Below are 23,106 nucleotides of genomic sequence, written 5' to 3'. Positions count from 1 at the left end.
GAGATCGGGAAATACGATGCTTCGTCAAATGTCACGTCAACAACTTTTCCAGGCCCTTGCGGGCTGGCACTATAAGGAAAAATAAACTTGTTGACGTGACATTTTGCGATGGCCTGTATTGTCTCGCATACAGGCCAAACCCCACTACAGACCCGGCAGGCGGGGCTGCTCGTCCTCACCGAGGACGAGGTCGAGCGCGTCAGTGACAATGTGATCCCGCAGATAATCCCTCATGTAGGGCAGCTCGAAGTCGACGTAGCCGGTCTTGACCGACCGGATCATCTCGGCGTCCATCAGTCTGCGTCGATACTGGCCCGCGTACTGCACGCTCACCCTGAGCCGTTCCGCGATGTCAGCGGTCCGGGATGGACCGTCGTCCCTGGCCATGGCGGCCAGATACGTCCGGTCCACATCGGAGAGATCCGCCAGTGCCGGTTCGTGCACAAGCTGGCCGAGCTTGCGTTGCGCTTTAGCGATCCCCCTCTCTGCAGCGGCCAGGTCAATCACGTCGCCCTGCGCATAGTGGAAGGACCATTGTCCCACCAGCTGAATCATGAAGGGGTAGCCGCCACATGCAGCCACTGCTGCGGCAACTGCCCCCGAGTCCCACCACCGTCCGGCATCTTCCACCGGTTTCACCAGGCCGACCTCCACCTCTTCATCAGACACAGCGCCGAGTTCCACGCGATTCGCCCGGCGGAGGAAGGTGACCGGGTTCTGGGCCTCATTGCTGGCGAGGAGAGGTTTGATCGCAGCAGGGATGCCCGCCATCGCGACGGCGATGTTGGCGTCTTCACGCACCAGATGCTGAATCACGGTACCGAAATCGATCACCTCATCACTGACCGAATAGTGCAGTTCATCGAGGGTGATGAGCAGGCCGACAGGTTCCTGATTGAAGCGTTCATCCAACTGGTGCTGGAGGTCGAGAAATTCCGTCAGCACATCACGCAGGGTCGTGTCAGGACGGTGAACTTCCGCATCCTCCCAGTTCAGCGCATAACCACCCAGCGTGATCGCGTTGAGTCGCTGGCGGTTCTCGCGGAGGTGGCCGACCATGCGTCGATAAGCGGTGTCCCGGATCCTGTCGACGAAGCCGGGTGTGGCAGTCTCGCTGATCACCCACCACACCCGTTCCCGCGCAGCATCCTCCAGTGCGTTGAGCAGCACCGTCTTGCCGATACCCCGGGCACCGGTGGCCAGGGTGACCCGTTCATGGAAACCCGGTCCCTCATCGAGCGCCAGAGCAAAATCCTCAATGACATCAGAGCGGCCCACGAGTACAGGCGGGGTGGCTCCCAGCGTGGCCCGGAATGGGTTCCTCCTGCGGTTCATGCCACCGATCCTAGCGCCCTGAGGATTTTATTGTTTTATATCTTTTTTATTCCTTTTTAAAATGTCCTCACCTGCTTAATTACAAGGACCCGCACGGGATGAGCCGATGGAAAACCGTCCCCGGATTGGTCCCCTGCAGGCGTCGCAGGAGACCAATCCAGGGACGTTTTTCCATCGCCTGCCCCCGCTCTCCCCCACGCATTAATGTCTTAGGCATGAACCAGAAGGAACGTCAGGCCGCCGAGACCCGCCAGCGGTTCGTCGACGCCGCCTTCGGGCTGTTCTCCGAGCAGGGCTACGGGGCGAGCAGCATGAACCAGATCGCCAAGGCCGGCGGCGGCAGCCGGGCGAACCTCTACCTGCACTTCCGGAACAAACCGGACCTGGTGCTGACGAAGATGCGCACCATTGAGCCGGAGATCATCGGGCCCTTCAACGAGCTTTTCGACGCCGCGCCGCACGACGCGGCATCGATACGCGCCTGGCTCGAGCGGATGCGCGACCTGTGGCTGGAGATGCGCGTCGAGTTCGCCGCGATGGAGCAGGCGATGTCCGAGGACGAGGAGGTCGCCGGCGAGTGGCTGGGCATGATCCGGCGGATGAGCCAGACCCTGCCCGGACTGGAGGACAACCAGCAGCGCCTGCAGGATTTCATCGCGCTGGTGATGAGCCTCGACCGCAACTACTACTTCCTCTACGTCCGCGGCCTGCGCGACCATGAGGACCTCGTGCTCGCTGCCCTCACCCGTCAGTGGCTGACGCTGTTCACTGACTAACGCGTCAGCGCCAGCTTCGGGCAGCCGCGGGAAGCACGCGAGACGCAGATCATCATGGTCTCGTTGGCCGCCTGCTCATCCTCGGTGAGGATGGAGTCGCGGTGGTCAGCTGAGCCGGAGACGATCGGAGTCTCACAGGTACCGCAGGTGCCCTCCGAGCAGGAGGAGATCACCGGCAGGCCGGCCCGGTTCGCGGCGTCGAGGATGGACTCCTCGGCGCTGACGGTCAGGGTCACACCGGACTCGGTGAACTCCACCTCGAAGGGCTCGTCGTCGTAGTCGCGGATGATCTCCTTGGGGGAGAAACGCTCCAGACGCAGGGAGTTCTTCGGCCAGTGGGCGCTGCTGGACTCCACCGCCTGCAGGAGGCCCTCGGGGCCGCAGGTGTAGATGAGGGTGTCGGCGGGGGCGCTGGCCAGCAGGCCGGCCAGGTCGATGTGGCCGAACCCGTCCTGCGGGACGACCTGGACCTTGTCACCGTACTGCGCCAGCTCCTCCAGGAAGGCCATGGAGCTGCGGGTGCGGCCACCGTAGACAAGCTTCCAATTCCGTCCGGCGCGCTCGGCCTCACGGACCATCGCCAGGATCGGGGTGATGCCGATGCCGCCGGCGATGAACAGATACTCCGGGGAGTCCACGAAACGGAAGTTGTTGCGCGGCCAGGACACGGTGACGGTGTCCCCCTGTTTGATCAGGTCATGCGCGGCGGCGGAACCGCCGCGGCCGTCGACCTCCCGCAGGATGCCCACGCGGTAGGAGTTCTCGTCCCGGTCATCCCCGGCCAGGGAGTACTGGCGGAGGAACTCCCCACCGTCGGCGGTGGGGATGCGCAGGTCGATGTGCGCGCCGGGCTTCCACTTTGGCAGCTCGCCGCCGTCCGGGTGAACCAGGGTCAGGGAGATGACGCCCTCGGACTCGATGGTGCGCTTGGCCACGGTGAGGTTGAGGGTGCGCACGACCTGCTGCTTGGAGCGCTCAATGTCGGCCAGGTCCCAGGTCACCCAGAGGGAGCGGCGGGCCGGCAGGAGGGCGAAGCGGACGAAGTCGATGGCCTCCGGGTCGTCGACGGTGACAGAGGGCAGGCGCTCGAAGAGCACCTTGAGGCCGGCCGCACCCTGGACACGGGCCAGCGGGTTGCCGAGGCACTTGTGGCGTCCGGTGGAGAAGGAGAGGTGGTCCTCCGGGTCCGGGCGGTGGATGTCGAAGGCGAAGGGCTCCTCCACGTAATCCGGGTCGGTGTTGGTGGAGGCCAGGGCGATCCAGACCATGTCGCCCTTCTTGATCTCCGCACCGGAGAGCTCGATGTCGATCATCGACATGCGCGAGGCGAAGGTCGAGGACGGGCGGCGGCGGACGGTCTCCTCGAAGACCCGGGCCCACAGCTCCGGCTCGAGGATGGCGTCCTCCTGTGCCTCCGGGTTCTCCTGCAGGAAGAGCAGGGCGTTGGCCATGGCCTGGGCGGTGGTGTCGGTGCCGGCGGCGGCGAACTCGGTGAGGTGGATGGCGATCTGGTCCGCACCCAGGATGTAGGAGCCGTCCTCGTTCTTCTGCGAGGCCATGATAGAGATCAGGTCGCGGGCATCGGACTCGCGGCGGGACTCGATGATCTCGCGCAGGGTGAGGTTGGATTCGGTGTAGCGCTGCCACACGATCGAGCGCATCGGCTCCTCGAAAGGCTCCTGCGCGGAGGCGAGCACCTGGAAGAAGTCGTCGCGGAGCTGCTTGATGAAGTCGGCGTACTCGTACCCCAGGCCCATGTGCGCCAGCAGCGTCTGGGTGGTCAGCTCCAGGCAGTAGTCCTCAAGCAGGTTGCCCTCGCCGTTGGCCTCGAAGGAGTCGGTGATGCGGTGCGCGCGGGCCTCGATCTCCGGCTCCAGGGCGTCCATGTCCTCCTGGAGGAAACCGAGCTGGGCGACACCGCGGGCGATGGTGTGGCCCTGCGGGTCAGAGCCGACGAGCACCCGGGAGATCAGGTCCTGGGAGATGATGTGCTGGTACTCCTCCGGGACCTCGATCATCGCGGAGTTGGCGGCGGAGGAGAACTTCTTCCAGTCACCGAGCACGGTCAGCGCGTCCTCACGGCGGGTGATGATCCACGCGTTGAGGTGCGGGTAGAAGAAGGTCGGGGTCTCGTCGCGGACGGAGGCGAAGTGGGCGGCCGGGTCGGCGAAGTAGTCATCGCCCATGGCGTCGAAACCGTGGTTGAAGGGGCAGCGGCCGGCCGGGCCACCGGGGACGGCGGCAGCGGCGGCGTTGACGGCCTTGATGGCGGCGGCCGTTCCGATCTCGTGCTTGGTGGAGGAGGTCATGTCTCTACTGCTTTCAGGTGGTGTGGGTGCGGCGCTGAGCTGGTCAGACGGCCGCGGCGACGGCGAGGGTGGACAGCTTCTGGAAACGGGCGACGTTATCGCCCTCATCCATCACTCCGGAGGACAGGAAGACGAAGGTGAGGTCACGCTCCGGGTCGACCCAGAACAGGGTGGAACCGGCGCCGTAGTTGCCGAACGTGCGCGGGGAGGTGAAGGGGCCGAAGAAGTTCGGGGCGGTGCCGGTGCCCGAGAGGGAGAAGCCGAGACCGAAGTTGCCGGCCGGGGCCTCCCAACCGCGCATGGCGGCGATACCGGAGTACAGGTCGTTGGGCATGTCACCGGTCTGCAGGCTGGTGGCGGCCTCGACGACGGCCGGGGCGACGAGGTAGTCGCCGTTGCACTCGCCCTTGCGGCGGAAAAGCTCCGCGAAACGGAAGATGTCGTCCACGGTGGAGGTGCCACCGACCCAGGGGATCTCGGCGTCCTCGGTGATGTAATCGTTGAGGCACTCGATGTCCTCCGGGGCCAGCCAACCGTCCTCCGGCACGTAGACCTTGAGCGGGACGGCACGGTCACGACGGGAGGCCGGCAGACCGAAAGCGGTGTCCTTCATACCCAGCGGCTCGAAGACCAGATCGCGGGCCAGCTCACGGAAGTGCTCGTAGCCGTAGGCGCGACGCACCATCTCACCCATCAGCGCGTGGTTGATCGACGGCGCGTAGTTGAGGTTGCTGCCCGGCTCATTGACCACATCCACGGAACCCAGTGCCTCGATGACGTCGGCCAGGACACCGAATTTGTCCGCCGGCAGGCCCGGGTCCGGGGTGGCCGGCATACCGGAGCGGTGGGTGAGCAGGTGCGCCAGGTTGATCTTGTCCTTGCGCACCGCACGGAAATGGTCCTTGCCGAAGAACTCCGGGATGAGATCGACGACGCGGGTGGATAACGCCAGTTTCCCCTCGCCCAGGGCCCGGTAGGCCAGGGTATTGGTGAAGGCCTTGGACATGGACAGGATGCGGTAGACATCATCCTGCTTCGTCGGGCGGCCGGTGGCGCGCTCGGCGAAACCGTAGGAACCCTGCAGGGCGATCTCGCCGTGGCGGGCGACGATGAGGTTGACGCCGTCGTAGTCGCCGCGCTCGATGTCGGCATTGATCTCGTCTTCCAGGCGCTGGAGGGCGGTCGGGTTCATGGACATGGCGGTGTTTCTCTTTCCGGGAGGGTGGTGTGAGTGTTGGGTGGTGGAGAAGGGGGCGGGCGGACGGGGCGGGTGCGCAATATCTGACATGGGCGGGTGCGTGGTCGGCGCACGAACTGGGCCGATGCGCAGCACCGGGTCTCGGCGGTGTCAGATATTGCGCGCACCGCCGACAGGCAGCCGCCTAGGTCAGGAGCGCGCCGCCGGAGGGCGAGAAGATCTGGCCGGTGTAGTGGGCTCCGGCGTCGGAGGAGAGGAAGACGAGGGTTTCGGCGATCTCCTCCGGCTCGGCCAGGCGCTTGAGCGGCTGCATGGCCAGCAGGGCCTGGACGTGGTCCTCGCCGGACTGGGTGAGCAGCGCGGTGTTGATGCCGGCCGGGGCCAGGGCATTGACGCGGATGTTGAAGGGGGCGAGCTCACCGGCGACGGAGCGGGTCATGCCGACGACCGCGGCCTTGGAGGCCGGGTAGTAGGCGGGCATGGGCAGGGCGACCTGGCCGGCGACGGAGGCGAAGTTGACGATCGCTCCCCCACCGGCGGCCTTGAGCAGCGGGGCGGCGGCGCGGATGGCGTAGAAGGTGCCGTGGACGTTGATCTTCATCACGCGGTCGAAGTCCTCGTCCGGGGTCTCCTCGAGGAATTCCGGGGCGAAGGGCTTTCCGGCCTTCATGTGTTCGAGCATCGTGTGGTTGATGGAGTCGAGCCATTCGGTGGCGCGGCGGTTGGGGGTGTTCACACCGGCGGCGTTGATGAGGATGTCCAGCTTGCCGTGCTCAGCATTGACCTGCTCGAAGACGGCCGCCACAGCCGTGGAGTCGGAGATGTCGACGGCGAGTGCGGTGACGGCCTCCTCCGAGCCCAGCTCGCGGTCGAGGTTGTCCTGCGAGATGTCGAGCGCGTAGACGGTGGCGCCCTCGCGGACGAACGCCTTCACGGTGGCCAGGCCCATGCCGGAGCCTGCGCCGGTGACGACGGCGATCTTGCCCTGGAGAGCGGATCCTGCGGGGAGAGTCATGCCATACCCTTCGGTTGATGTGCGGTGAAACACATTGTGCCCTTTTGGTAGACACCTGTCCAGTCAAGCCCTCAACTCCCCTGCCCGAGTGCCCCGAAAGACCAGGCGAGGAAGAATTCCGGGCCGATAAAACACCGGCTTCTCTTTGCACCTGGGAGGCGGAGGGGCACAATTACCCCCATGACAACCGCATCCACCACAGCACCCTCATCCAGAGAGCGCACTTTCTTCGGCCAACCGTGGGGTCTGGCCAATCTGTTCGGGATCGAATTGTGGGAGCGCTTCAGCTTCTACGGCATGCAGTCGCTGCTGGCCTTCTACCTGTACTACTCCGTCACCGACGGTGGCCTCGGGATGGACCAGGGCGCCGCGCTGTCGATCGTCGGCGCCTACGGCGGCTTCGTCTACATGACCGCCTTGATCGCGTCCTTTGTCGCTGACCGTCTCCTGGGCTCAGAGCGCACCCTGTTCTACTCGGCGATCCTGGTCATGTTCGGCCACATCGCTCTGGCCGTCATACCGGGATACGCCGGGCTGGCGGTCGGCCTGGTGTCCATCGCCGTGGGCTCCGGCGGAGTGAAGACGGCTTCGCAGGTGGTCCTCGGCCAGCTGTACTCCAAACAGGACCCGCGTCGTGACGCCGGGTTCTCCATCTTCTACATGGCCGTCAACATCGGTGGCCTGCTCGGCCCGCTCGTCACCGGTTGGCTGTGGGGATGGCAGGGCTTCCACTGGGGCTTCGGCGCCGCGGCCGTGGGCATGGCCCTCGGCCTGATCCAGTACACCGCCGGGCGCAGGACCACGATCGCGGCCGCGGGCCACCACGTGCCCAACCCGCTGCCCCGCTCGCAGTATCTGCGGTGGGTGATCGGCGCAGTCGTCGTGGTCGCCGTCGTCGTCGTACTGATCGCCACCGGCGTGGTGCGGTTGGAATGGCTGTCGACGATCATCGCCGTCATCGCCCTCCTCGCCGCCGTGACCCTGCTGTGGCAGATGCACTCCTCGTCGCTGACCTCCGCCACGGAGAAGTCCCGCATCATCGGTTACATCCCGATGCTGCTGGTCTCCGTGGTTTTCTTCGCCATCTTCCAGTCGCAGTTCACCGTCCTGGCCGTCTATGCCGACCAGCGCACCAACCTCAACCTCTTCGGCCTCACCCTCACCCCGGGCCAGGTGACCTCCTTCAACCCGGTGTTCATCATCATCTTCTCCGGTGTGTTCGCCGCGCTGTGGACCAAGCTGGGCAAACGTCAGCCGTCATCGCCGGTGAAGTTCGGCGTGGCCAGCATCATCATCGGTATCTCCCTGTTCTTCTTCCTTCCTTTCGCCGGCGGTGGTGCGAGCTCCACACCGTTGTTCGTGATCGTCTGGATCCTGTTCCTGTTTACGATGGGTGAACTGCTGCTCTCACCGGTGGGCAACTCCCTGGCCACCAAGGTCGCCCCGGATGCCTTCCAGTCGCGCATGATGGCCGTGTGGCTGATGTCGTTGTCGATGGGCACGGCATTGTCCGGCACACTCGGTGGTTTCTACGACCCCACCAGCGCCGACGCGGAGCGCACCTTCTTCATCACGGTCGGTGTCGCGGCCATCGCGGTGGGTGTCATCATCATGCTGCTGAAGAACTGGGTACTGAAGAAGTTCGTCGACGTCCGCTGATCCGCTCCATCGACGCTCCGCGCCGCGCGGGCACGGAGTGTATGACGGCCGGTGAGTTTCTGGAGGGGTAGCAAGCCACGGCCACCGCATGGAAGATGGATTCATGACCACGTTGACCGTCACCTGCCCGGTCACCGGATCCCACATCGGTGATGTCCCGGCCCACTCCCCCGCCGCCACCCGCGACGCCTTCTCCCGTGCCCGCCTCGCCCAGCAGTCCTGGTCCACCACACCGGTGTCGCAACGCAAACAGATCATGCTGCGCCTGCATGATCTGCTGCTGGAACGGCAGGCCGAATTCCTGGACATCATCCAGGACGAGACGGGCAAGAACCGCGGCAGCGCCTTCGACGAGGTTCTCGACGTCGCCGTCACCGCCCGCCACTACGCCCACGCCGCCCCACGCCTGCTCCGCCCGCGCCAGGTCCGGGGTGCGGTGCCGCTGCTCACGCGCACCCACGTCGAACGTGCCCCCGTCGGCGTGGTGGGCATCATCGCGCCGTGGAACTACCCCCTCTCGCTGGCGCTTTCCGACGCCATCCCCGCCCTGCTCGCCGGCAACGCCGTCGTGCTCAAACCGGATGAGAAGACGCCGTTCACTGCCCTGCTCGCCGCCGACCTCCTGGCTGAGGCGGGACTGCCCGATGATGTGCTGCAGGTGCTCACCGGCACCGGTCCGGTCGTCGGTGACACCATCGCCCGGGAATGCGATTACCTCATGTTCACCGGTTCCACCGCCGTGGGCCGGGAGCTGGGTGCCATCGCCGGTCAGCGGCTCATCGGCTTCTCCGCCGAGCTCGGCGGCAAGAACCCGCTCATCGTCCTGCCCTCGGCGGATGTGGCGCGCACCGCCCGCGGGGCCGTCGCGGCCTGCTTCGCCAACTCCGGCCAGCTGTGCATCTCCATCGAGCGGATCTACGTGCACCGCGACATCGCAGATGACTTCATCCCCGCCTTCGTCGAGGCCACCGAGGCAATGCGCATCGGCCCGGGCCACGAATGGAGCACCGACATGGGTTCGCTCATCTCCCCGGAGCATCGCCTCCAGGTCGAAGAGCTTGTCAGCGACGCCCTCTCCCGCGGCGCCACCCTGCTGACGGGCGGGCGGGCCCTCGATGAACTCGGCCCCGCCTTCTACTCCCCCACCATCCTCACGGACGTACCCACCGATGCCCACCTCTTCGGCGAGGAGACCTTCGGCCCAGTCGTGGCGCTGACCATTGTGGACAGCGTTGATGAGGCCGTGGCCAGGGCAAACGAATCGCCCTACGGCCTCAACGCCTCGGTGTGGGGTGACGTGGCGGAGGCCCGGCGGGTGGCCTCCCGGTTGAAGGTGGGCACAGTGAACATCAACGAGGGTTTCGCCGCCGCCTGGGCCTCCCTCGACGCACCCATGGGCGGCTGGGGCCAGTCCGGCGTGGGCCGGCGCCACGGTGATAGCGGCCTGCTCAAGTACACCGAGGCGCGCACCGTCGCGGTCCAGCGCGGCGTGGCGCTCAGCGGCTCGTCGGGTGTGCCGCGGGAGCGCTACGCCCAGGTGGTGTCCACGGCCCTGCGCTACGGGCGGGCGTTGTTGCGTTAGGCGGCGGGGCCCTCACGGCGCAGCAGGAAGAAGAAGGGCTCGGCGAGGCCGCGCAGGTCCATCACGCCGAGGAGGGTGTCACCGTCGAGGCGACGGAAATGGTCGTTGATGGGCTGGGCGTCGTAGATCATCGTCGCAGTGGGTGCCCCGCGGTATTCCATCACGCGCAGCCGCGCCCGGGGCCGGCGGGTCCGCAGCAGGGGCAATACCCGCCGGGCGACGGCGGCGACCACCGGGTTCCGCGCGAGGCGGGGGAAGGCGAGCGCCAGACCGACGGGCAACAGGGCCGGGTTCACCGCGAACAGTGAACCGTCGCGGCCGAAGATAAGCGGGTCCACCTTTTCCGCGGAGGCGAAGCGCTTACCGTGCCAGCCGTAGGCCCCCAACAACCCGTCGAGAGGGTTGCCGGTGGGCACCTCAGAACCAGTCCAGCGGCCGGACATCTCCCCCACGGCCACGGCGGCCAGGGAGTCGAAGATCTCCAGCGCACGGGACTGAGTCACCCCGCGTTCCAGCTCAGTGATGAGTTCGGCCGTCATGAGGGATCCTGCAGGCTCAGCGCTCCAGCACCGAGTGTTAGATGAGGCGGGCAACGTGCTTCTCCACGTAGGCCACCGCACACGCCGCATCCGCAAACAGGTATACACCGCCGGCGACCTGACGTTGCGGATCCTCCGTCCATGATGTGGACGGCCAGGTCGGCATAGGCGGTTTCCGTCTCGGTGCCGAAAACCGGGAGCTGTGCCATGTGCCCAGGCTACGGGAATCAGCGTGCCAGCCCCGGGGCGTCGACAGCCTCGACGATGCTGGCCGTCACCTCCCCGAGGGCGTCCACCTGTTCCGGGGACAGATGGTCGAAGACGTAGCGCCGCACCGCCTCGACATGCCCGGGGGCAGCCTCGGCCACCTTTGCGATCCCGTCACCGGTGAGCTGGGCGAGGGTGTAGCGGCCGTCGGCGGGGTCGGGGATGCGGCGGACCCAGCCGGCCTTCTCCAGGCGGGTGATCACCCGGGACAGGTGCGGCAGCTTCATGTTCGCCACCACCGCCAGCTCGCTGAGCCGGATGGAGGCATCCGGGGTCTGGGAGATCTGGGAGAGGGCGTTGTACTCGGCCAGGGAGAGGCCGGCATCCTCCCGCAGCTGCGCGTCCAGGCGGCCGGGGAGCCATTCCAGGACGGACCAGAGGGAGAGCCAGGTGTCCATCTCCTTCGGGTCCAGCCAGCGCGGGGTGTCAGGGGAGTTCATGGTTGTCATCATAGCAGTGACTTTACACGTCAACTTGACGCGTAAAGCCATGACGCCTAGGGTGAGGTTTACACGTCAAGCCATAACAAGTTTTTAACCCATAGGAGCCCCTGTGACTCTCACTGAGAACACCCCCGGCCTCGGCCTCACCGAACTTCCCGCCCCCGACGGCACCGTCCTCGTCGTCGGCGACGGCGGCCTGATCGGCAGCTACGCCGCCCGCCAGTACAGCCAGCTGGGTTGGCCGGTGCACGGCATCAGCCGTCGCGAGCTTGCCGACGCCGAGTGGACCCACCACAGCGCCGACCTCCTCGACACCGAGGCGCTGACCGAGCTCATCTCCTCCACCGAGGGCCTGAAGGACACCACCCACCTGGTCTTCGGCGCCTACATCGAGAAGCCGACCGACCCGGAGCTCATCGAGATCAACGACGCCCTGCTCATCAGCACCCTCGACGCCCTCCAGGACGCCGGCGTTCCCCTGCGCCACGTGACGATCTACCAGGGCGGCAAGGCCTACGGCCACCACCTCGGCTTCTTCAACACCCCCGCCAAGGAATCCGATCCGCGCCTACTCTCCCCGCACTTCTACGACACCCAGGAGGACATCCTCCGCGAGCGTGCGGAAGAGGGCGGTTTCTCCTTCACCGCGCTGCGCCCCGAGGGTGTCACCGGATACGCCACCGGCAACCCGATGAACCTCCTGCTGGTCATCGGTATCTACGCCGCGATCTCCAAGGAGCTTGGCCTGCCCATGCGTTTCCCGGGCACCCGCAGGGCCTACGAGGTCCTCTACCAGACCACCGACGCCGAGCTCCTGGCCCGCGCCACCGTCTGGGCCGGCTCCGCCGAACAGGCGAAGAACGAGGTCTTCAACGTCAACAACGGCGACCAGTTCCGCTGGGCTCAGCTGTGGCCGCGCTTCGCGGAGCACTTCGGCATGGGCTACGCCCCCACGCAGCAGATGTCCCTGTCCGAGACCATGCCTCAGCTCGCCCATGTGTGGGAACGCCTCGTCGAACGCCACGGCCTGGTGGACACCCCCTTCGACAAGCTCGTCGGCTGGGGCGTGGGCGACTTCCTCTTCCACCACGAGGCCGACAACATCACCTCCACCGTGAAGGTGAAGCAGGCCGGCTTCGCCGATGTCCTGGACACCGAGACCCGCCTGCTGCAGCTCTTCGACCGTCTCGTCGAGGACAAAGTGCTGCCGCCGTTCCAGGGCTAGACAGACCAAACCCCGAAAAAGCCGTAGTTTCTAGGTCCGCGGCCCCGGGTCGGCCTGCGGGTCATCGCCCGCCTCGGCGTCGGCACGGTTGTCATCCCCGCTGCCGACCCGCTTGTCCGCGGCGTCGCGGACCCCGGATATGTGCCCGGCCTTGTCCTCCCCGAGGCGCCTGGTGGCCTGCTCCTCCGCCTTGTCCAGGAGGGCGTCGGTCTTCCCCTCGTCCTTGAGGAACTCGCCCGCCTTGCCCTTGGCTTTATCCATGAAACCCATTGTCATCGGTCCTTCCGGTCGTTGATCGCTGGTGATTCCGACCGTACGCGCGGTCGGAGCGCCACGCCGCCGGCCAGCACAGGTGTGACCGGATCTTGATCCTTCAGCGATCGAAGAGGACCGAATCCAGCTCCCCGTGCCGGGAGCATTCCGCCAGCCAGCCGGTAGGTCTGACCTGGACTTTCATCCTTCGTCCGCAGAGCTGGCACCAGCGCGGGGGCTCGAGTCCGGCGGCGGCACCGATCGAGAGCACGCGCTCCGCGTCGACGCCGATCTGTGCGCCGGTGTCGGGGTGAAAGACTGGGGCCTCCCCCGCCGCACACGCCGCAGCGAGTTCGCCCACCCTAGATCACCTGGCCGACGGCCTTGATCGGGATGCGCAGACCCTCGAGCATGTCGAGGTCGCGCTCCAGCGGGCGGCCCAGGGTGGTGAGGTAGTTGCCCACGATCAGCGCGTTCGCGCCGCCGTTGAGGCCCTGCTCAACGCCGAGATCACCGAGGGTGAGCTCGCGGCCGCCACCGAAGCGGAGGGTGGTCTTCGGCATGGCCAGCCGCAGCATGGCGGTGGCCTTGAGGGCCTCGGTGGCGTCGATAAGCGGGCGGTTGGCGAAGGGGGTGCCGGGGCGCGGGTCGAGGAAGTTGATGGGGACCTCCTCAGGGGCGAAAGCGGCGAGCTGGACGGCGAACTCGGCGCGCTGGGCCAGGGATTCGCCCATGCCGAGGATGCCACCGGAGCAGACCTCGATGCCGGCGTCGCGGATCATCTCCAGGGTGCGGTGGCGGTCGTCCCAGGTGTGGGTGGTGGCCACGCGGGGGAAGAAGGAGCGGGCGGACTCCAGGTTGTGGTTGTAGCGCTTGACGCCGGCAGCCTTGAGGCGGTCGACCTGTTCCCGGGTGAGGATGCCCACCGAGACGGAGATGTTGATGTCCACCTCGGCGCGGACGGCGGCGATGGCCTCCTCGAGCTGGACCATGAGGCGCTCGTCCGGGCCCTTGACCGCGGCGACGATGCAGAATTCGGTGGCGCCGGACTTCTGGGTCTGCTTGGCGGCCTCCACGAGCTCGGCGACGTCGAGCTGGACGGAGCGCACCGGGGATTCGAAGAGCCCGGACTGGGAGCAGAAGTGGCAGTCCTCGGGGCAGCCGCCGGTCTTGAGCGAGATGATGCCCTCGATCTCGACCTCCTCACCGCACCAGCGCAGGCGGACCTGGTGGGCGAGTTCGAGGAGCTCGGGGAGGTGGGCGCCGTCAAGCTCGAGAATCTCAAGCAGTTCAGGCTCGGTCAGGCCATCGCCCTGCTCCAGGACGGTCTGGCGGGCGCGGTTGAGGATGTCGGACATGTCTGGCTCCTGTTATTGAACGGTGTTTAACGGAGGCCAGCATAACGCGCCCCCTTGAACGATGTTCAAGGGGGTGTGGTCGGGAGTGAAGGGTCAGTAGCGGAAGATCGCACCCGAGGAGTGGTTGCCCTGCAGCACAGTCACCACATCGATCCGGCCACGGTTGGCCAGGGTGTTGGCGATGGCGGCATCGAGCTCGTCGGCACGCGCATTCTCGGTCAGTGCACGCTCAGCCAGGACGAGGGTGTCCACGCGACCGGTGGCAGCATCACTGCCGATCAGGCTGGTGTCGTTGGTCGCGAGGCCGGTGCCCAGCGCCTCACCGAGACGATCAAGAGTGGCGGCATGGCGGCGACGCCCCTCCTCGACAGCGATCGGCCAGGCCTTCTCGTGCAGCTGCTTCGGGCTGCGCTCGCTCGGGGAGCCGGGGACGACCTCCTCCATGACCTTGATGGTCTTCATGTGCTCGGCCAGCGCGCCGCGGTACTCCTCGAGCGTGGCCAGGATGAGCGGGCGGCGGTCATTGGTGAAGCGGGCCTCCACGGCCTTGCTCACCTGCTGGAGGAAACCATTGAGCACGTTGTAGTCCCGCGGACCGTGGCCGTGGGTACCGGCATGGATCGAGGACTGGTGCTGGAGCTGTGGCTCACGGGTGGACACACCCTCGGCCTCCTCATCCGAGGCGGGGATACCGCCCAGCGGCAGCTCCGTGATCGTCGCGCGGTCCCCCTCGAAGAGGCGGACCTTGTCGCGGCCGACGGCCAGGAGCAGGAACTCCTGGTCCTCGGTGAACAGCGGCAGGATCGGGCGCAGGTTGGGGTGGTCGCCCACGGTCACCGTCGGCACGAAATCCCGGTCGGTGCGGAAGCGGCGGCCACCGCCCGGGTAGGCGTAGACGGCCAGGCCGTCAGCCTGCTCCTGCCAGAAACGACGGGAGTCGGCGAGGGCATTGATGGGGGCGAGCAGCGAGTCGGCGTCGACATCCGGGTAGCGTTCCGCGAGTTCCTTGCGGGCCTGCTCGAGCAGCGGGCGCAGCCGCTGGGAGTCGGTGAGGGTGTCGGCGCCCCCACGGTGGGTCGGGATCACGATGGATACCGTGGGGCCGGGCCGCGTGGCCAGCTCACGGAGATCATCATGACGGACAGGGTCTGAGGCAGTGATGATGTTCCGGGTATTCATGACTCCACCTTACGGATGAAACCTATCGGTCGCCCTGATTTTCTCAATCCGTGACCTGCCGTTCTCTCGCAATCCCCGGCCACGGGCGAGCGAATGGATAGGTTGGAGTCCATGTCCCTCTACGACGAAACCCTCGCTCTGCTGCGTGCGCTCATCCGCAACGCCTGCGTCAACGACCTCACCCCCGCCTCGGGCCAGGAGGTGCACAACGCCGACACCCTCGAGCTCTTCTTCGACGGCGTGCCGGGAGTGGAGATCAGCCGTTACGAGTCCGCCCCGGGCCGCGTGAGCATCGTGGTCACCCTGCCCGGCACCGACCCCTACGCCGAGCCGTTGACCTTCCTCGGCCACACCGATGTCGTGCCGGTGGACCGGGAGCGCTGGACCGTCGACCCCTTCGCCGCCGAGATTCACGACGGCCGCGTCTACGGCCGCGGCGCGATGGACATGCTCTTCATCACCGCGTCCATGGCCACCGTGCTTCGCGACGCCGCCCGCACCGGCCGTCCCACCGGGACGCTCACCTTCGTGGGGGTCGCCGACGAGGAGGCCCGCGGCGGGCTCGGCGCGAAGTGGCTCTCCGAGCACCACCCCGAGGCCTTCTCCTGGCGCAACACCGTCTCCGAGACCGGTGGTTCCCACCTGCCCATCGCCGACGGTTCCGATGCCCTCGTGCTCGTCGTCGGTGAGAAGGGTGCCGCGCAACGCCGCCTGCACGTCTCCGGCGACGCCGGCCACGGCTCCAACCCCTACGGACGGGACTCCGCGATCGTGAAGATGGCGGAGGTCGCCCGGCGCATCTCGCAGATCGACATCCCCGTCTCCCGCGACCCGCTGTGGCAGGGCTTCGTCCGCGCCTTCCGTTTCTCCCCCGAGATCGAGACCGCGCTTCTCAACGGCACCGACCCGGCCGCCTTCGAGTACTTCGGCGAGGACCTCAAACGCTACGCCCACGCCCTGTCGCGCCTGACCATCTCCCAGACGATCATGCGCGCCGGTACCGCCATCAACGTGCTGCCCTCCTCCGCCACCCTCGACCTGGACATCCGCCCCCTGCCGGGCACCAGCCAGGACGACGTGGACCGGATCCTCACCGAGGGCCTGGGCGACATGGCCGACCAGGTCCGTATCGAGCACCTCATCTCGGAGCCGGCGACCGTCTCCCCCACCTCGGGCCCGCTCTATGAGGCCCTGGTGGCCACCTTCGACGAGTTCTTCCCCGGTGTCCCGGTCGTGCCCACCATCGCCGCCGGCGGTTCCGACCTGCGCTTCGGCCGGCGTCTCGGCGGCAACGGTTACGGCTTCGCGCTGCACGCCCGCGAACGCACCCTCGGCGATGTCTTCTCCCAGCTGCACACCCACGACGAACACCTGGACCTGGAGGACCTCGACCTCACGGTGCAGGCCTACCGCTCACTGGTGCGGCGTTTCTGCGGGGTTTAAAAGGGCCCCCTCAAGCACGAAACCCCCGGGAGACCCGGGGGTTGAGGGTGTCGGAGCTGTCTCAGGAGCTGAGGGTGAGGAGCCCGGTGATGCCATTGTAGGCGTCCGCCAGGCCGTTGTAAGTGGTGCTGACGAGGTCGAGAACGGAGGAAAGGCCGTTGAGCGAATCGAGGACGTCCATGATGTGTTCTCCTTGTGGATTGTTTATGTCTGTGGTTTGATTTGCGGCCGAATTAAAGCTCTTCCTTCTCTTCGACCAGCCTCACTCTATAACGCATCCACCACCTCTGCACCGCTTTTCGCCTAGGCAGAAGGAAAGGAATATTTTTCCTGTCTTCCCGGAGCACATGACTGGTGCCCATGGATTCAACAGGCAGGTCAGAGGAGAAGATCTCCGTAGAAAACGCAGGTGGTAGAGGTCCAGACCCCACCTGGACTCTTCCCACCCCACCGTCTCAGGCTGCAGGGAAATGAGGTCTTATTATGTGCTGAACCTTAAGTTGCAGAACAGAAAATGAGGATTCAGCTGTTTTTATCAGAGGTATGTAATTCCTTAATGAATAACCCTCTTCCGGCACCAGAATAGAGAATGCGGGAGGACCATCCCGCCGCCTCAGATAAGCCCCGGGTGCACCGCAATCAGCGTGATGGTGACAATCGCACCCACCAGGTAGTTCAGCCAGAGAAAAACCCGCCAGGCCCGGTTGACGTCCTCGCATGTCCCGTCGGTGATGTTCCAGAAGCGCATGGTGTTGGCCACGTAGCCGAGTCCGGCCAGGCCGACGATCCAGCCCGGGGAGGGCAGGGCGAAGACCAGCAGGGCGGCCCCCAGGTAGGCACCGGCAGCCAGGCGGGTGGTCAGGCGGGCACCGAAGGCGGTGGCAATGGAGGACAGGCCGCCCTCACGGTCCGCACGCACGTCCTGCACCGCGCCGAGGGCGTGGCTGGCCATGCCCCAGAGGAAGAAGGCCCCGGCCGCGAACCAGAAGTTGCCGCCCGTCGTGCCGGCGGTGATGGTGGCACCCACGATCGCCGGGGTGACGAAGTGCGCCGAGGAAGTCAGCGAGTCGAGGACCGGGCGTTCCTTGAAGCGGAACGGCGGGGCGGAATAGGCGATGACGGCGGCCATGGCCAGGCTCAGCCAGGCGGCTGAGACCCAGGTGCCGGCGGCGTAGAGCACGATGAGGAAGGGGATGGTCGTCACCGCGGCGGCCCACAGCAGCGGGGCGTGCATCGACCGCGGCAGGACAGCCCCCTCGACGCCGCCCTTGCGGGGGTTGCGGATGTCGGATTCGTAGTCGAAGACATCGTTGATCCCGTACATCGCGATGTTGTAGGGGATGAGGAAGAAGACCACCCCGACCCAGAACAGCCAGTCCACTGACCCGCCGGAGAGCAGATAGGCCAGACCGTAGGGGAAGGCTGTGTTGACCCAGCTGACGGGGCGGGAGGCGGAGAGCACTCCGCGGATGATCCTCATTTACGATCCTGCTTCCTGCCCGGCCAGAAGGCCGGGACGATGAGTGCGACGAACAACGGGTAGAAGAAGTCCTCGATCGGCACCAGCCCGATCTGCGGACCCAGACGCTGGGCATCGCCGTAGGCCACCAGCCCCGCCCAGATCATGAGGTTGTCGAAGACAGCCGTGAGGACGAGGAGCACCGCGGCGACGACGGCCGTCACCGCCAGCTGACGCGGAGCATGGTTGCGGCGCACGACCCCCAGGACCACGGCAAGCAGGAGGAAGGGCAGGCTGATGAGCAGGTAGGTCATGAGGGCCTGCCTGGGGTGGAGCGGGCGTCGAGAAGCAGACGGGTGCCGGAGGTGAGATTAATCGTCAGGTAGGTGAGGAAGAACAGGAAGAACAGTTCCTCCAGGGGAAGCTCGGGGGCGAGCAGGACACCCGTCATATAGGGGGTGTCCCCGCGGAAGAAGGTGCCGGTGACGATGCCGAGGCCGTCCCAGGCGAGGAAGGCCGCGACAACCACCACGCTGAGGACGGCGGTCCGGCGCGGATGCAGGAAGAAGCTGAGTTTCCAGCGCCAGTCACACAACGCCATGCACACCAGCAGGAACAGGAGGATGGCCAGGTAGGTGAACTCAATCACGGGCATCACCCGGTTCCGGCAGCGGACCCGGACTGGCATCACCACGCAGGCGCTTGAGCACGTTCTCCGCGGAGATCAGACACATGGGCACGCCCACCCCCGGCACCGTGGTGGCGCCGGCGTAATAGAGGCCGTCCACCTTCCGGGAGGCGTTGCGCCCGCGCAGGAAGGCGGACTGGCGCAGGGAGTGGCCGGGACCGATCGAACCGCCGCGCCAGGCATGGTAGCGCTCGGCGAAATCGGCCGGCCCCATCGTGCGGCGCACGACGATGCGCTCAGCAAGATCGGGGATGTCCGCCCACTCGGCGATCTCTGCGATGGCGGCCTCCGCGATGGCCGCCACCGCCGGGGAGGCGGAGCCGCGGAACGCGTCACCGTGGCCGACATCCTCGGCAGCAGGCACGGGCACGAGGATGAAGAGGTTCTCGTGGCCCTCGGGTGCGACATCCGGGTCGGAGGCCGAGGGCATGGAGACATAGATGGAGTGGGAGGCTCCCAGTGGTCGGGAAGGAACGGGCCCGTCGAAGACGGCGTCGAAATCCTCCGACCAGTCACGGCTGAACAGCAGGTTGTGGTGGGTCAACTGCGGCAGGCGCCCCCGCACCCCGGCCATGACCAGCACGGTGCCCAGGCCCGGGTCCCGGGAGGCGAAGTACTTCTCCGGGTAGGTGCGCAGCCGCTCGGGAAGCAGCCGGTTCTCGGTGTGGTGGAGATCCGCACCGGAGACGACGATGTCGGCGGCGATCTCGCGCACCGTTCCGTCAGTCCCGCGCACCCGCACGCCGGTGGCCCGTTCGCGGCGGCCGACACCTTCTGTGGTGATCGCGGTGACCTCGGTGTCGAGGCACACCCGGACCCCCTGTTCGAGCGCCAGCCGGTGGATCGCCCCGATGACGGCGGTGAAACCACCCACCGGGTAGCGCACACCCTGGACCAGGTCGGTGTGGCTCATCAGGTGGTACATCGAGGGGGTGTCCTCCGGGCGGGAGGACAGGAAGACCGCCGGGTAGGTGAGGATCTGGCGGAGACGGTGGTCCTGGAAACGCTCGTTGACATGCTCCTCCAGCGGGCGGGTGAGGAAACCGATGAGTCGGCCCAGACGCTCGCGGACATCACGGTGCAACAGCGGACCCGGGGTGGAGAAGGTCGTGTAGAGGAAACGCTCGATGGCGATGCGGTAGGTGTCCCCGGCGCTGTCGAGGTATTCGCGCAGCTTCTGCCCGGCCCCCGGCTCCAGGGACTCGAAGAGGCTGACCGCCTCCTCAACGCCGCTCGGCACATCCAGCGGGGTATCCCCCTCCGGGAAAAGACGGTAGGCCGGGTGCAGGTCAGCCAGCTCGAACTGCTCCTCGGTGGTGGTGCCCAGCAGACGGAAGAAGTGGTCGAAGGCATCGGGCATGAGGTACCAGGAGGGGCCGGTATCCCAGCGGAAACCCTCGTGCCCCGCCACGGTGAGATCCCCCGCGCGCCCGCCGACGGCGTCGGTGCGTTCGACGACGGTGACGTCCACGCCCTCACGCGCCAGGAGCGCGGCGGTGGCCAGACCGGCGACACCGGCCCCGATCACCACCGCGGTGCGGGGCATGGTCTTCGTCGTCTTCGTCATGGTCGGTGTCCTTTTCTGCGGTTCAGTCGGGGCGCCTTGGCGACGGCCCTGGCAAGTATCGTCGCTTTCGCGGCGCGCGGCACGCTGACGCGGCGGAGTGCCAGTTCAGTGGCCGGGAGCTTCTCGATGCGGTCGGTCAGTTCGGCGAACAGTTCGGTGGCTGCCAGCACCCCCACCCGCGCCGAGACGGGCAGCATGGGGATGACGGCGCGGGCGTCGGCGAGATCGGTGCGGATGTCCGCGATGAGTTCTGTCTTGTGTTCCTCGGTCAGGCCCTGCTCGCCGAGTCCGGGGAAGTAGGTGCGGCCCAGGGCGCCGGAGTCCTCGGCCAGATCGCGGAGGAAGTTGATCTTCTGGAAGGCGGCGCCGAGGGACCGGGCCCCGGCCTCGAGCCGGGTGTGTTCGGCCTCCGTGACGGGATGGTCGACGAGGAAGGCGGCCAGGCACAGCAGACCGATGACCTCCGCGGAGCCGTAGACGTAGTCCTCGAAGCTGCGTGCGTCGTGGCTGGCCTGGTTGAGGTCGCGGCGCATGGAGGAGAAGAAGGCCACCACATGCTCAGGGTTGAAACCGCAGCGCCGGGCACTGAGGGCGTAGGCGTGCAGGACCGGGTCGACATGGAAGCGCTGGGCCGGGGCGGCGAGGACGGCGTGTTCGTAGTCGTCGAGGGCCTGGCCCACCTCCTCATGGGACATACCGGCGGCCTGGGCGGTGCCGTCGACGATCTCGTCGGCGATGCGCACCATGGCGTAGAGGTTGCGGATGTCGGTGCGCACCTGCTTCTCCAGCAGGCGGGTGGCCAGGGAGAAACTGGTCGAGTACGACAGGATCACCTGGTGGGCGGCGTGGACGGCAGCACGGTCATAGCGGTCCAGGAACTCCGCCCGCTGCTCAGGGTCGGGGGAAGCGGGTTCAGACATGGGTGCGCAGCATCCTCTCGATCCGGTTGGTCACATGGTGCAGCCCCTCCCGGATGCCGGGGGCGAGGTCGGTGTCGTCGATGAGCTGGCGGGCCTGCGCCAGATGCGCATCCCCTTCGGTGATGACCGCCCCGACGATTTCCGCGAGGTGTTCCGGGTCGGCGGCACGGTCCGCGTCCATCCGCATGGTCATCAGTGTCGCGCGTCCCTGCACGACGTCCCCGGCGGCCGTCTTGCCGGTGAGTTGGCTGTCACCCACCGCGCCGGCGATGTCATCGGCCGCCTGGTAGGCGTTGCCCAGGGCATGGGCGATCGGTTTCATCGGGGCCGGGTCACGTCCGGCGGCCAGGGCGCCGAGTTTCAGTGGGGTACCGAAGCTGTACTCGCTGGTCTTGAGGTGGTTGCTCAGGCGTACCTGCTCCAGATCTGGCTCCGGGTCGGCCATGTGCGCGATGTCGAGGATCTCACCGGTGATGGTCTCGTGCGCGGCGGCGGAGAGCAGGCGCATGCTCTGGCGGACAAGCGCATCATCCAACTCTGAGGTCAGCAGCAGCTGAAGGGAGCCGTTGATACCCAGATCGCCGGCGACGATCGCCAGGGAGGTCCCGAGGTGGGCGTCATTGAATTCATCGCGGACGGCGGCGTGGACGGTGGGGCGGCCGCGGCGCATGTCATCGCGGTCGATGATGTCGTCGTGGATGAGGAAGGCCCCGTGCAGCAGGTCCACGCATGCGCCGAAGACCGTCGCGGCGTAGAGCTGCCCGCCGGTGACCTCTCCCGCGGAGATGTGCACGAGCCTCGAACGCAGGTGTTTGCCGCCGAGCGAGAAGGCGGCGACGCCCTCGTAGGCCATGGTCAGCAACCGGGCACCGTGGGGCACGTGGTTGCGGGCGCGGTCGAGGAACTCGCCCAGCAGCTGTAGTGAGTCGTTGACCCGTTGGTCCAGGTCCATGGTCATGGTGTCAGCACCTCCTGCAGACGACGCCCCAGCAGTCCGCGCTGCGCCAGGCGGCGGTGGGGCGGGTGGTGACGCCAGTTGTGGAAGACGGTGTAGAAGCCGCGGTGGAAGCGCACCGCCAGCTGTCGCGCACCCCGCAGGGCGCGGTCATCCATGGCCAGCACGAGGTCGGACTGGAACCAGACGGTCTCGTCCGGGCGGACAGCAAAGGACAGGTGCATGTCCTCGTGCACATAGGGGTCGCTGAAGTCGACGGTGCCGCGGACTTCGGCCCACCAGTCGGCGCGCACGGAAAAGTTGGTGCCGAAGAGCGGGTGGTGGCCCAGGGCGGAGCCCACGGCCCGCCGATAGGCCCCCAGGTAGAGTCGGCTGATGAATCCCGCGAGCGGGGTGAACGCCCCGGAAAGCTCGAAATGGGCTACGCCCGTCACGCCCACGACCCGCCGGCCCGGAGAGGCCTCGGCTGCATCCCACGCGCGGTGGAGCCGGGCGATGTAGTCCTCCGGGGCGAGGATGTCGGCGTCGATACGCACGAGGATGTCACCGGTCGCGGCGTTGAAGCCGGCCTGGGTCGCCCAGCTGATACCGCGGCGCGGTTCAGTGACCAGCTTCGCTCCCCCGCGGCGGGCGACCTCCGCCGAATCATCCGTGCTGCCGTTGTCCACCACGATGATCTCATCGGCGGGCACCTGCTGGGCGCGGAGACTGCCGAGACAACGCTGGAGCAGTACCGCGTCATTCAGGCACGGGATGACCACGCTGACCGTGCGCGGTCTGACGGGGTCGGGGAGATCGTTCATCGTCAACTTTCAGGGTGGTGGTCTGCAGGTGGGGGTGTCATCATGAATTCTAGGAGGACGACCCGGGGCATCGGGGCGCTTCAGAACCTTTTGGGCACGATCCTAAACCGACACTAGAGCACAAGTATAAGCAC

The 23,106-nt window shown here is 66.7% G+C and carries 23 protein-coding genes; 5 read left to right on the top strand and 18 right to left on the bottom strand.

The genetic code is table 11. The features are described from left to right. Nucleotides 1-144: 144 nt before the first annotated feature. Complete coding sequence (locus NYP18_RS00295) at nucleotides 145-1,335, bottom strand: ATP-binding protein (protein ID WP_259426109.1); 1,191 nt, start codon at nucleotides 1,333-1,335, stop codon at nucleotides 145-147. 215 nt (nucleotides 1,336-1,550) lie between these two features. Here NYP18_RS00295 and NYP18_RS00290 point away from each other — a divergent pair, with 215 nt between their 5' ends. Beyond that, nucleotides 1,551-2,111: a TetR/AcrR family transcriptional regulator gene (locus tag NYP18_RS00290; RefSeq protein ID WP_259426107.1), complete on the top strand. Its 561-nt coding sequence runs from the start codon at nucleotides 1,551-1,553 to the stop codon at nucleotides 2,109-2,111. Here NYP18_RS00290 and NYP18_RS00285 read toward each other — a convergent pair. From NYP18_RS00285 to NYP18_RS00275, 3 genes are all read right to left on the bottom strand, one after another. Next, the gene (locus NYP18_RS00285) at nucleotides 2,108-4,420 is read right to left on the bottom strand and encodes a cytochrome P450 (protein ID WP_259426105.1); all 2,313 of its coding nucleotides are present in this window, start codon (nucleotides 4,418-4,420) and stop codon (nucleotides 2,108-2,110) included. The genes NYP18_RS00290 and NYP18_RS00285 overlap by 4 nt on opposite strands. A gap of 43 nt (nucleotides 4,421-4,463) precedes the next feature. Further along, entirely contained in the window at nucleotides 4,464-5,618 is a 1,155-nt protein-coding gene (locus tag NYP18_RS00280) for a serine hydrolase domain-containing protein (RefSeq protein WP_259426104.1), read from the bottom strand. A gap of 184 nt (nucleotides 5,619-5,802) precedes the next feature. Further along, nucleotides 5,803-6,633 carry an SDR family NAD(P)-dependent oxidoreductase gene (locus NYP18_RS00275; protein ID WP_259426103.1) on the bottom strand — a complete coding sequence of 277 codons (831 nt, stop codon included), beginning with the start codon at nucleotides 6,631-6,633 and terminating at the stop codon, nucleotides 5,803-5,805. Between the two features lie 180 nt (nucleotides 6,634-6,813). On the opposite strand from NYP18_RS00275, the gene NYP18_RS00270 reads away from it, so the two are divergent. Beyond that, the gene (locus NYP18_RS00270; protein ID WP_259426101.1) at nucleotides 6,814-8,292 is read left to right on the top strand and encodes a peptide MFS transporter; all 1,479 of its coding nucleotides are present in this window, start codon (nucleotides 6,814-6,816) and stop codon (nucleotides 8,290-8,292) included. A 103-nt stretch (nucleotides 8,293-8,395) separates the two neighbouring features. Next, nucleotides 8,396-9,874: a succinic semialdehyde dehydrogenase gene (locus NYP18_RS00265; RefSeq protein ID WP_259426100.1), complete on the top strand. Its 1,479-nt coding sequence runs from the start codon at nucleotides 8,396-8,398 to the stop codon at nucleotides 9,872-9,874. Here the strand turns inward: NYP18_RS00265 and NYP18_RS00260 are convergent. The 3 genes from NYP18_RS00260 to NYP18_RS00250 all read right to left on the bottom strand — a co-directional run bounded on the left by NYP18_RS00260 (nucleotide 9,871) and on the right by NYP18_RS00250 (nucleotide 11,120). Further along, nucleotides 9,871-10,413, bottom strand: coding sequence for a DUF4334 domain-containing protein (locus tag NYP18_RS00260; protein WP_259426098.1), 543 nt, complete (start codon nucleotides 10,411-10,413; stop codon nucleotides 9,871-9,873). The genes NYP18_RS00265 and NYP18_RS00260 overlap by 4 nt on opposite strands. 37 nt (nucleotides 10,414-10,450) lie before the next feature. Beyond that, nucleotides 10,451-10,579, bottom strand: coding sequence for a YdhR family protein (locus tag NYP18_RS00255; RefSeq protein WP_259426096.1), 129 nt, complete (start codon nucleotides 10,577-10,579; stop codon nucleotides 10,451-10,453). 61 nt (nucleotides 10,580-10,640) lie between these two features. Then, complete coding sequence (locus NYP18_RS00250; RefSeq protein WP_259426095.1) at nucleotides 10,641-11,120, bottom strand: MarR family winged helix-turn-helix transcriptional regulator; 480 nt, start codon at nucleotides 11,118-11,120, stop codon at nucleotides 10,641-10,643. Between the two features lie 112 nt (nucleotides 11,121-11,232). On the opposite strand from NYP18_RS00250, the gene NYP18_RS00245 reads away from it, so the two are divergent. Then, nucleotides 11,233-12,348, top strand: a complete 1,116-nt coding sequence (locus NYP18_RS00245; protein WP_259426094.1) for an SDR family oxidoreductase — start codon at nucleotides 11,233-11,235, stop codon at nucleotides 12,346-12,348. 30 nt (nucleotides 12,349-12,378) lie between these two features. Here NYP18_RS00245 and NYP18_RS00240 read toward each other — a convergent pair whose 3' ends face one another. From NYP18_RS00240 to NYP18_RS00225, 4 genes are all read right to left on the bottom strand, one after another. Next, entirely contained in the window at nucleotides 12,379-12,609 is a 231-nt protein-coding gene (locus tag NYP18_RS00240; RefSeq protein WP_259426093.1) for an antitoxin, read from the bottom strand. 112 nt (nucleotides 12,610-12,721) lie between these two features. Next, a complete protein-coding gene (gene bsaP, locus NYP18_RS00235) occupies nucleotides 12,722-12,961 on the bottom strand; it encodes a biotin synthase auxiliary protein BsaP (protein WP_259426092.1) in 240 nt (79 codons plus the stop codon). Between the two features lies 1 nt (nucleotide 12,962). After that, nucleotides 12,963-13,958, bottom strand: coding sequence for a biotin synthase BioB (gene bioB / locus NYP18_RS00230; RefSeq protein WP_259426091.1), 996 nt, complete (start codon nucleotides 13,956-13,958; stop codon nucleotides 12,963-12,965). A gap of 93 nt (nucleotides 13,959-14,051) precedes the next feature. Then, on the bottom strand, nucleotides 14,052-15,137 hold the full coding sequence (locus NYP18_RS00225; RefSeq protein ID WP_259426089.1) for a baeRF3 domain-containing protein: 1,086 nt from the start codon (nucleotides 15,135-15,137) through the stop codon (nucleotides 14,052-14,054). Nucleotides 15,138-15,248: 111 nt separating this feature from the next. On the opposite strand from NYP18_RS00225, the gene NYP18_RS00220 reads away from it, so the two are divergent. Beyond that, entirely contained in the window at nucleotides 15,249-16,580 is a 1,332-nt protein-coding gene (locus NYP18_RS00220; protein ID WP_259426088.1) for a M20/M25/M40 family metallo-hydrolase, read from the top strand. 613 nt (nucleotides 16,581-17,193) lie between these two features. On the opposite strand, the gene NYP18_RS00215 is transcribed toward NYP18_RS00220, so the two are convergent. The 7 genes from NYP18_RS00215 to NYP18_RS00185 are packed head-to-tail and all read right to left on the bottom strand — an operon-like array spanning nucleotide 17,194 to nucleotide 22,972. Next, nucleotides 17,194-18,060 carry a prenyltransferase gene (locus NYP18_RS00215; protein WP_259426087.1) on the bottom strand — a complete coding sequence of 289 codons (867 nt, stop codon included), beginning with the start codon at nucleotides 18,058-18,060 and terminating at the stop codon, nucleotides 17,194-17,196. Beyond that, the gene (locus NYP18_RS00210; RefSeq protein ID WP_259426086.1) at nucleotides 18,057-18,353 is read right to left on the bottom strand and encodes a lycopene cyclase domain-containing protein; all 297 of its coding nucleotides are present in this window, start codon (nucleotides 18,351-18,353) and stop codon (nucleotides 18,057-18,059) included. Before NYP18_RS00210 ends, NYP18_RS00215 begins: the two co-directional genes overlap by 4 nt. After that, a complete protein-coding gene (locus NYP18_RS00205; RefSeq protein WP_369415228.1) occupies nucleotides 18,350-18,688 on the bottom strand; it encodes a lycopene cyclase domain-containing protein in 339 nt (112 codons plus the stop codon). Before NYP18_RS00205 ends, NYP18_RS00210 begins: the two co-directional genes overlap by 4 nt. Next, on the bottom strand, nucleotides 18,681-20,294 hold the full coding sequence (gene crtI, locus NYP18_RS00200; protein WP_259426084.1) for a phytoene desaturase family protein: 1,614 nt from the start codon (nucleotides 20,292-20,294) through the stop codon (nucleotides 18,681-18,683). Before crtI ends, NYP18_RS00205 begins: the two co-directional genes overlap by 8 nt. Further along, the gene (locus NYP18_RS00195) at nucleotides 20,291-21,214 is read right to left on the bottom strand and encodes a phytoene/squalene synthase family protein (protein WP_259426083.1); all 924 of its coding nucleotides are present in this window, start codon (nucleotides 21,212-21,214) and stop codon (nucleotides 20,291-20,293) included. Before NYP18_RS00195 ends, crtI begins: the two co-directional genes overlap by 4 nt. After that, complete coding sequence (locus tag NYP18_RS00190) at nucleotides 21,207-22,172, bottom strand: polyprenyl synthetase family protein (RefSeq protein WP_259426082.1); 966 nt, start codon at nucleotides 22,170-22,172, stop codon at nucleotides 21,207-21,209. Before NYP18_RS00190 ends, NYP18_RS00195 begins: the two co-directional genes overlap by 8 nt. Continuing rightward, nucleotides 22,169-22,972, bottom strand: coding sequence for a glycosyltransferase family 2 protein (locus NYP18_RS00185; RefSeq protein ID WP_259426081.1), 804 nt, complete (start codon nucleotides 22,970-22,972; stop codon nucleotides 22,169-22,171). The genes NYP18_RS00190 and NYP18_RS00185 overlap by 4 nt, the downstream gene beginning before the upstream one ends. Nucleotides 22,973-23,106: the final 134 nt, after the last annotated feature.

The sequence above is a fragment of the Corynebacterium lemuris genome, from assembly GCF_024919295.1.
Lineage (GTDB): Bacteria > Actinomycetota > Actinomycetes > Mycobacteriales > Mycobacteriaceae > Corynebacterium > Corynebacterium lemuris.
Note: the sequence above shows the minus strand (reverse complement) of the source record. Positions and strands in the feature narration are given on the sequence as shown.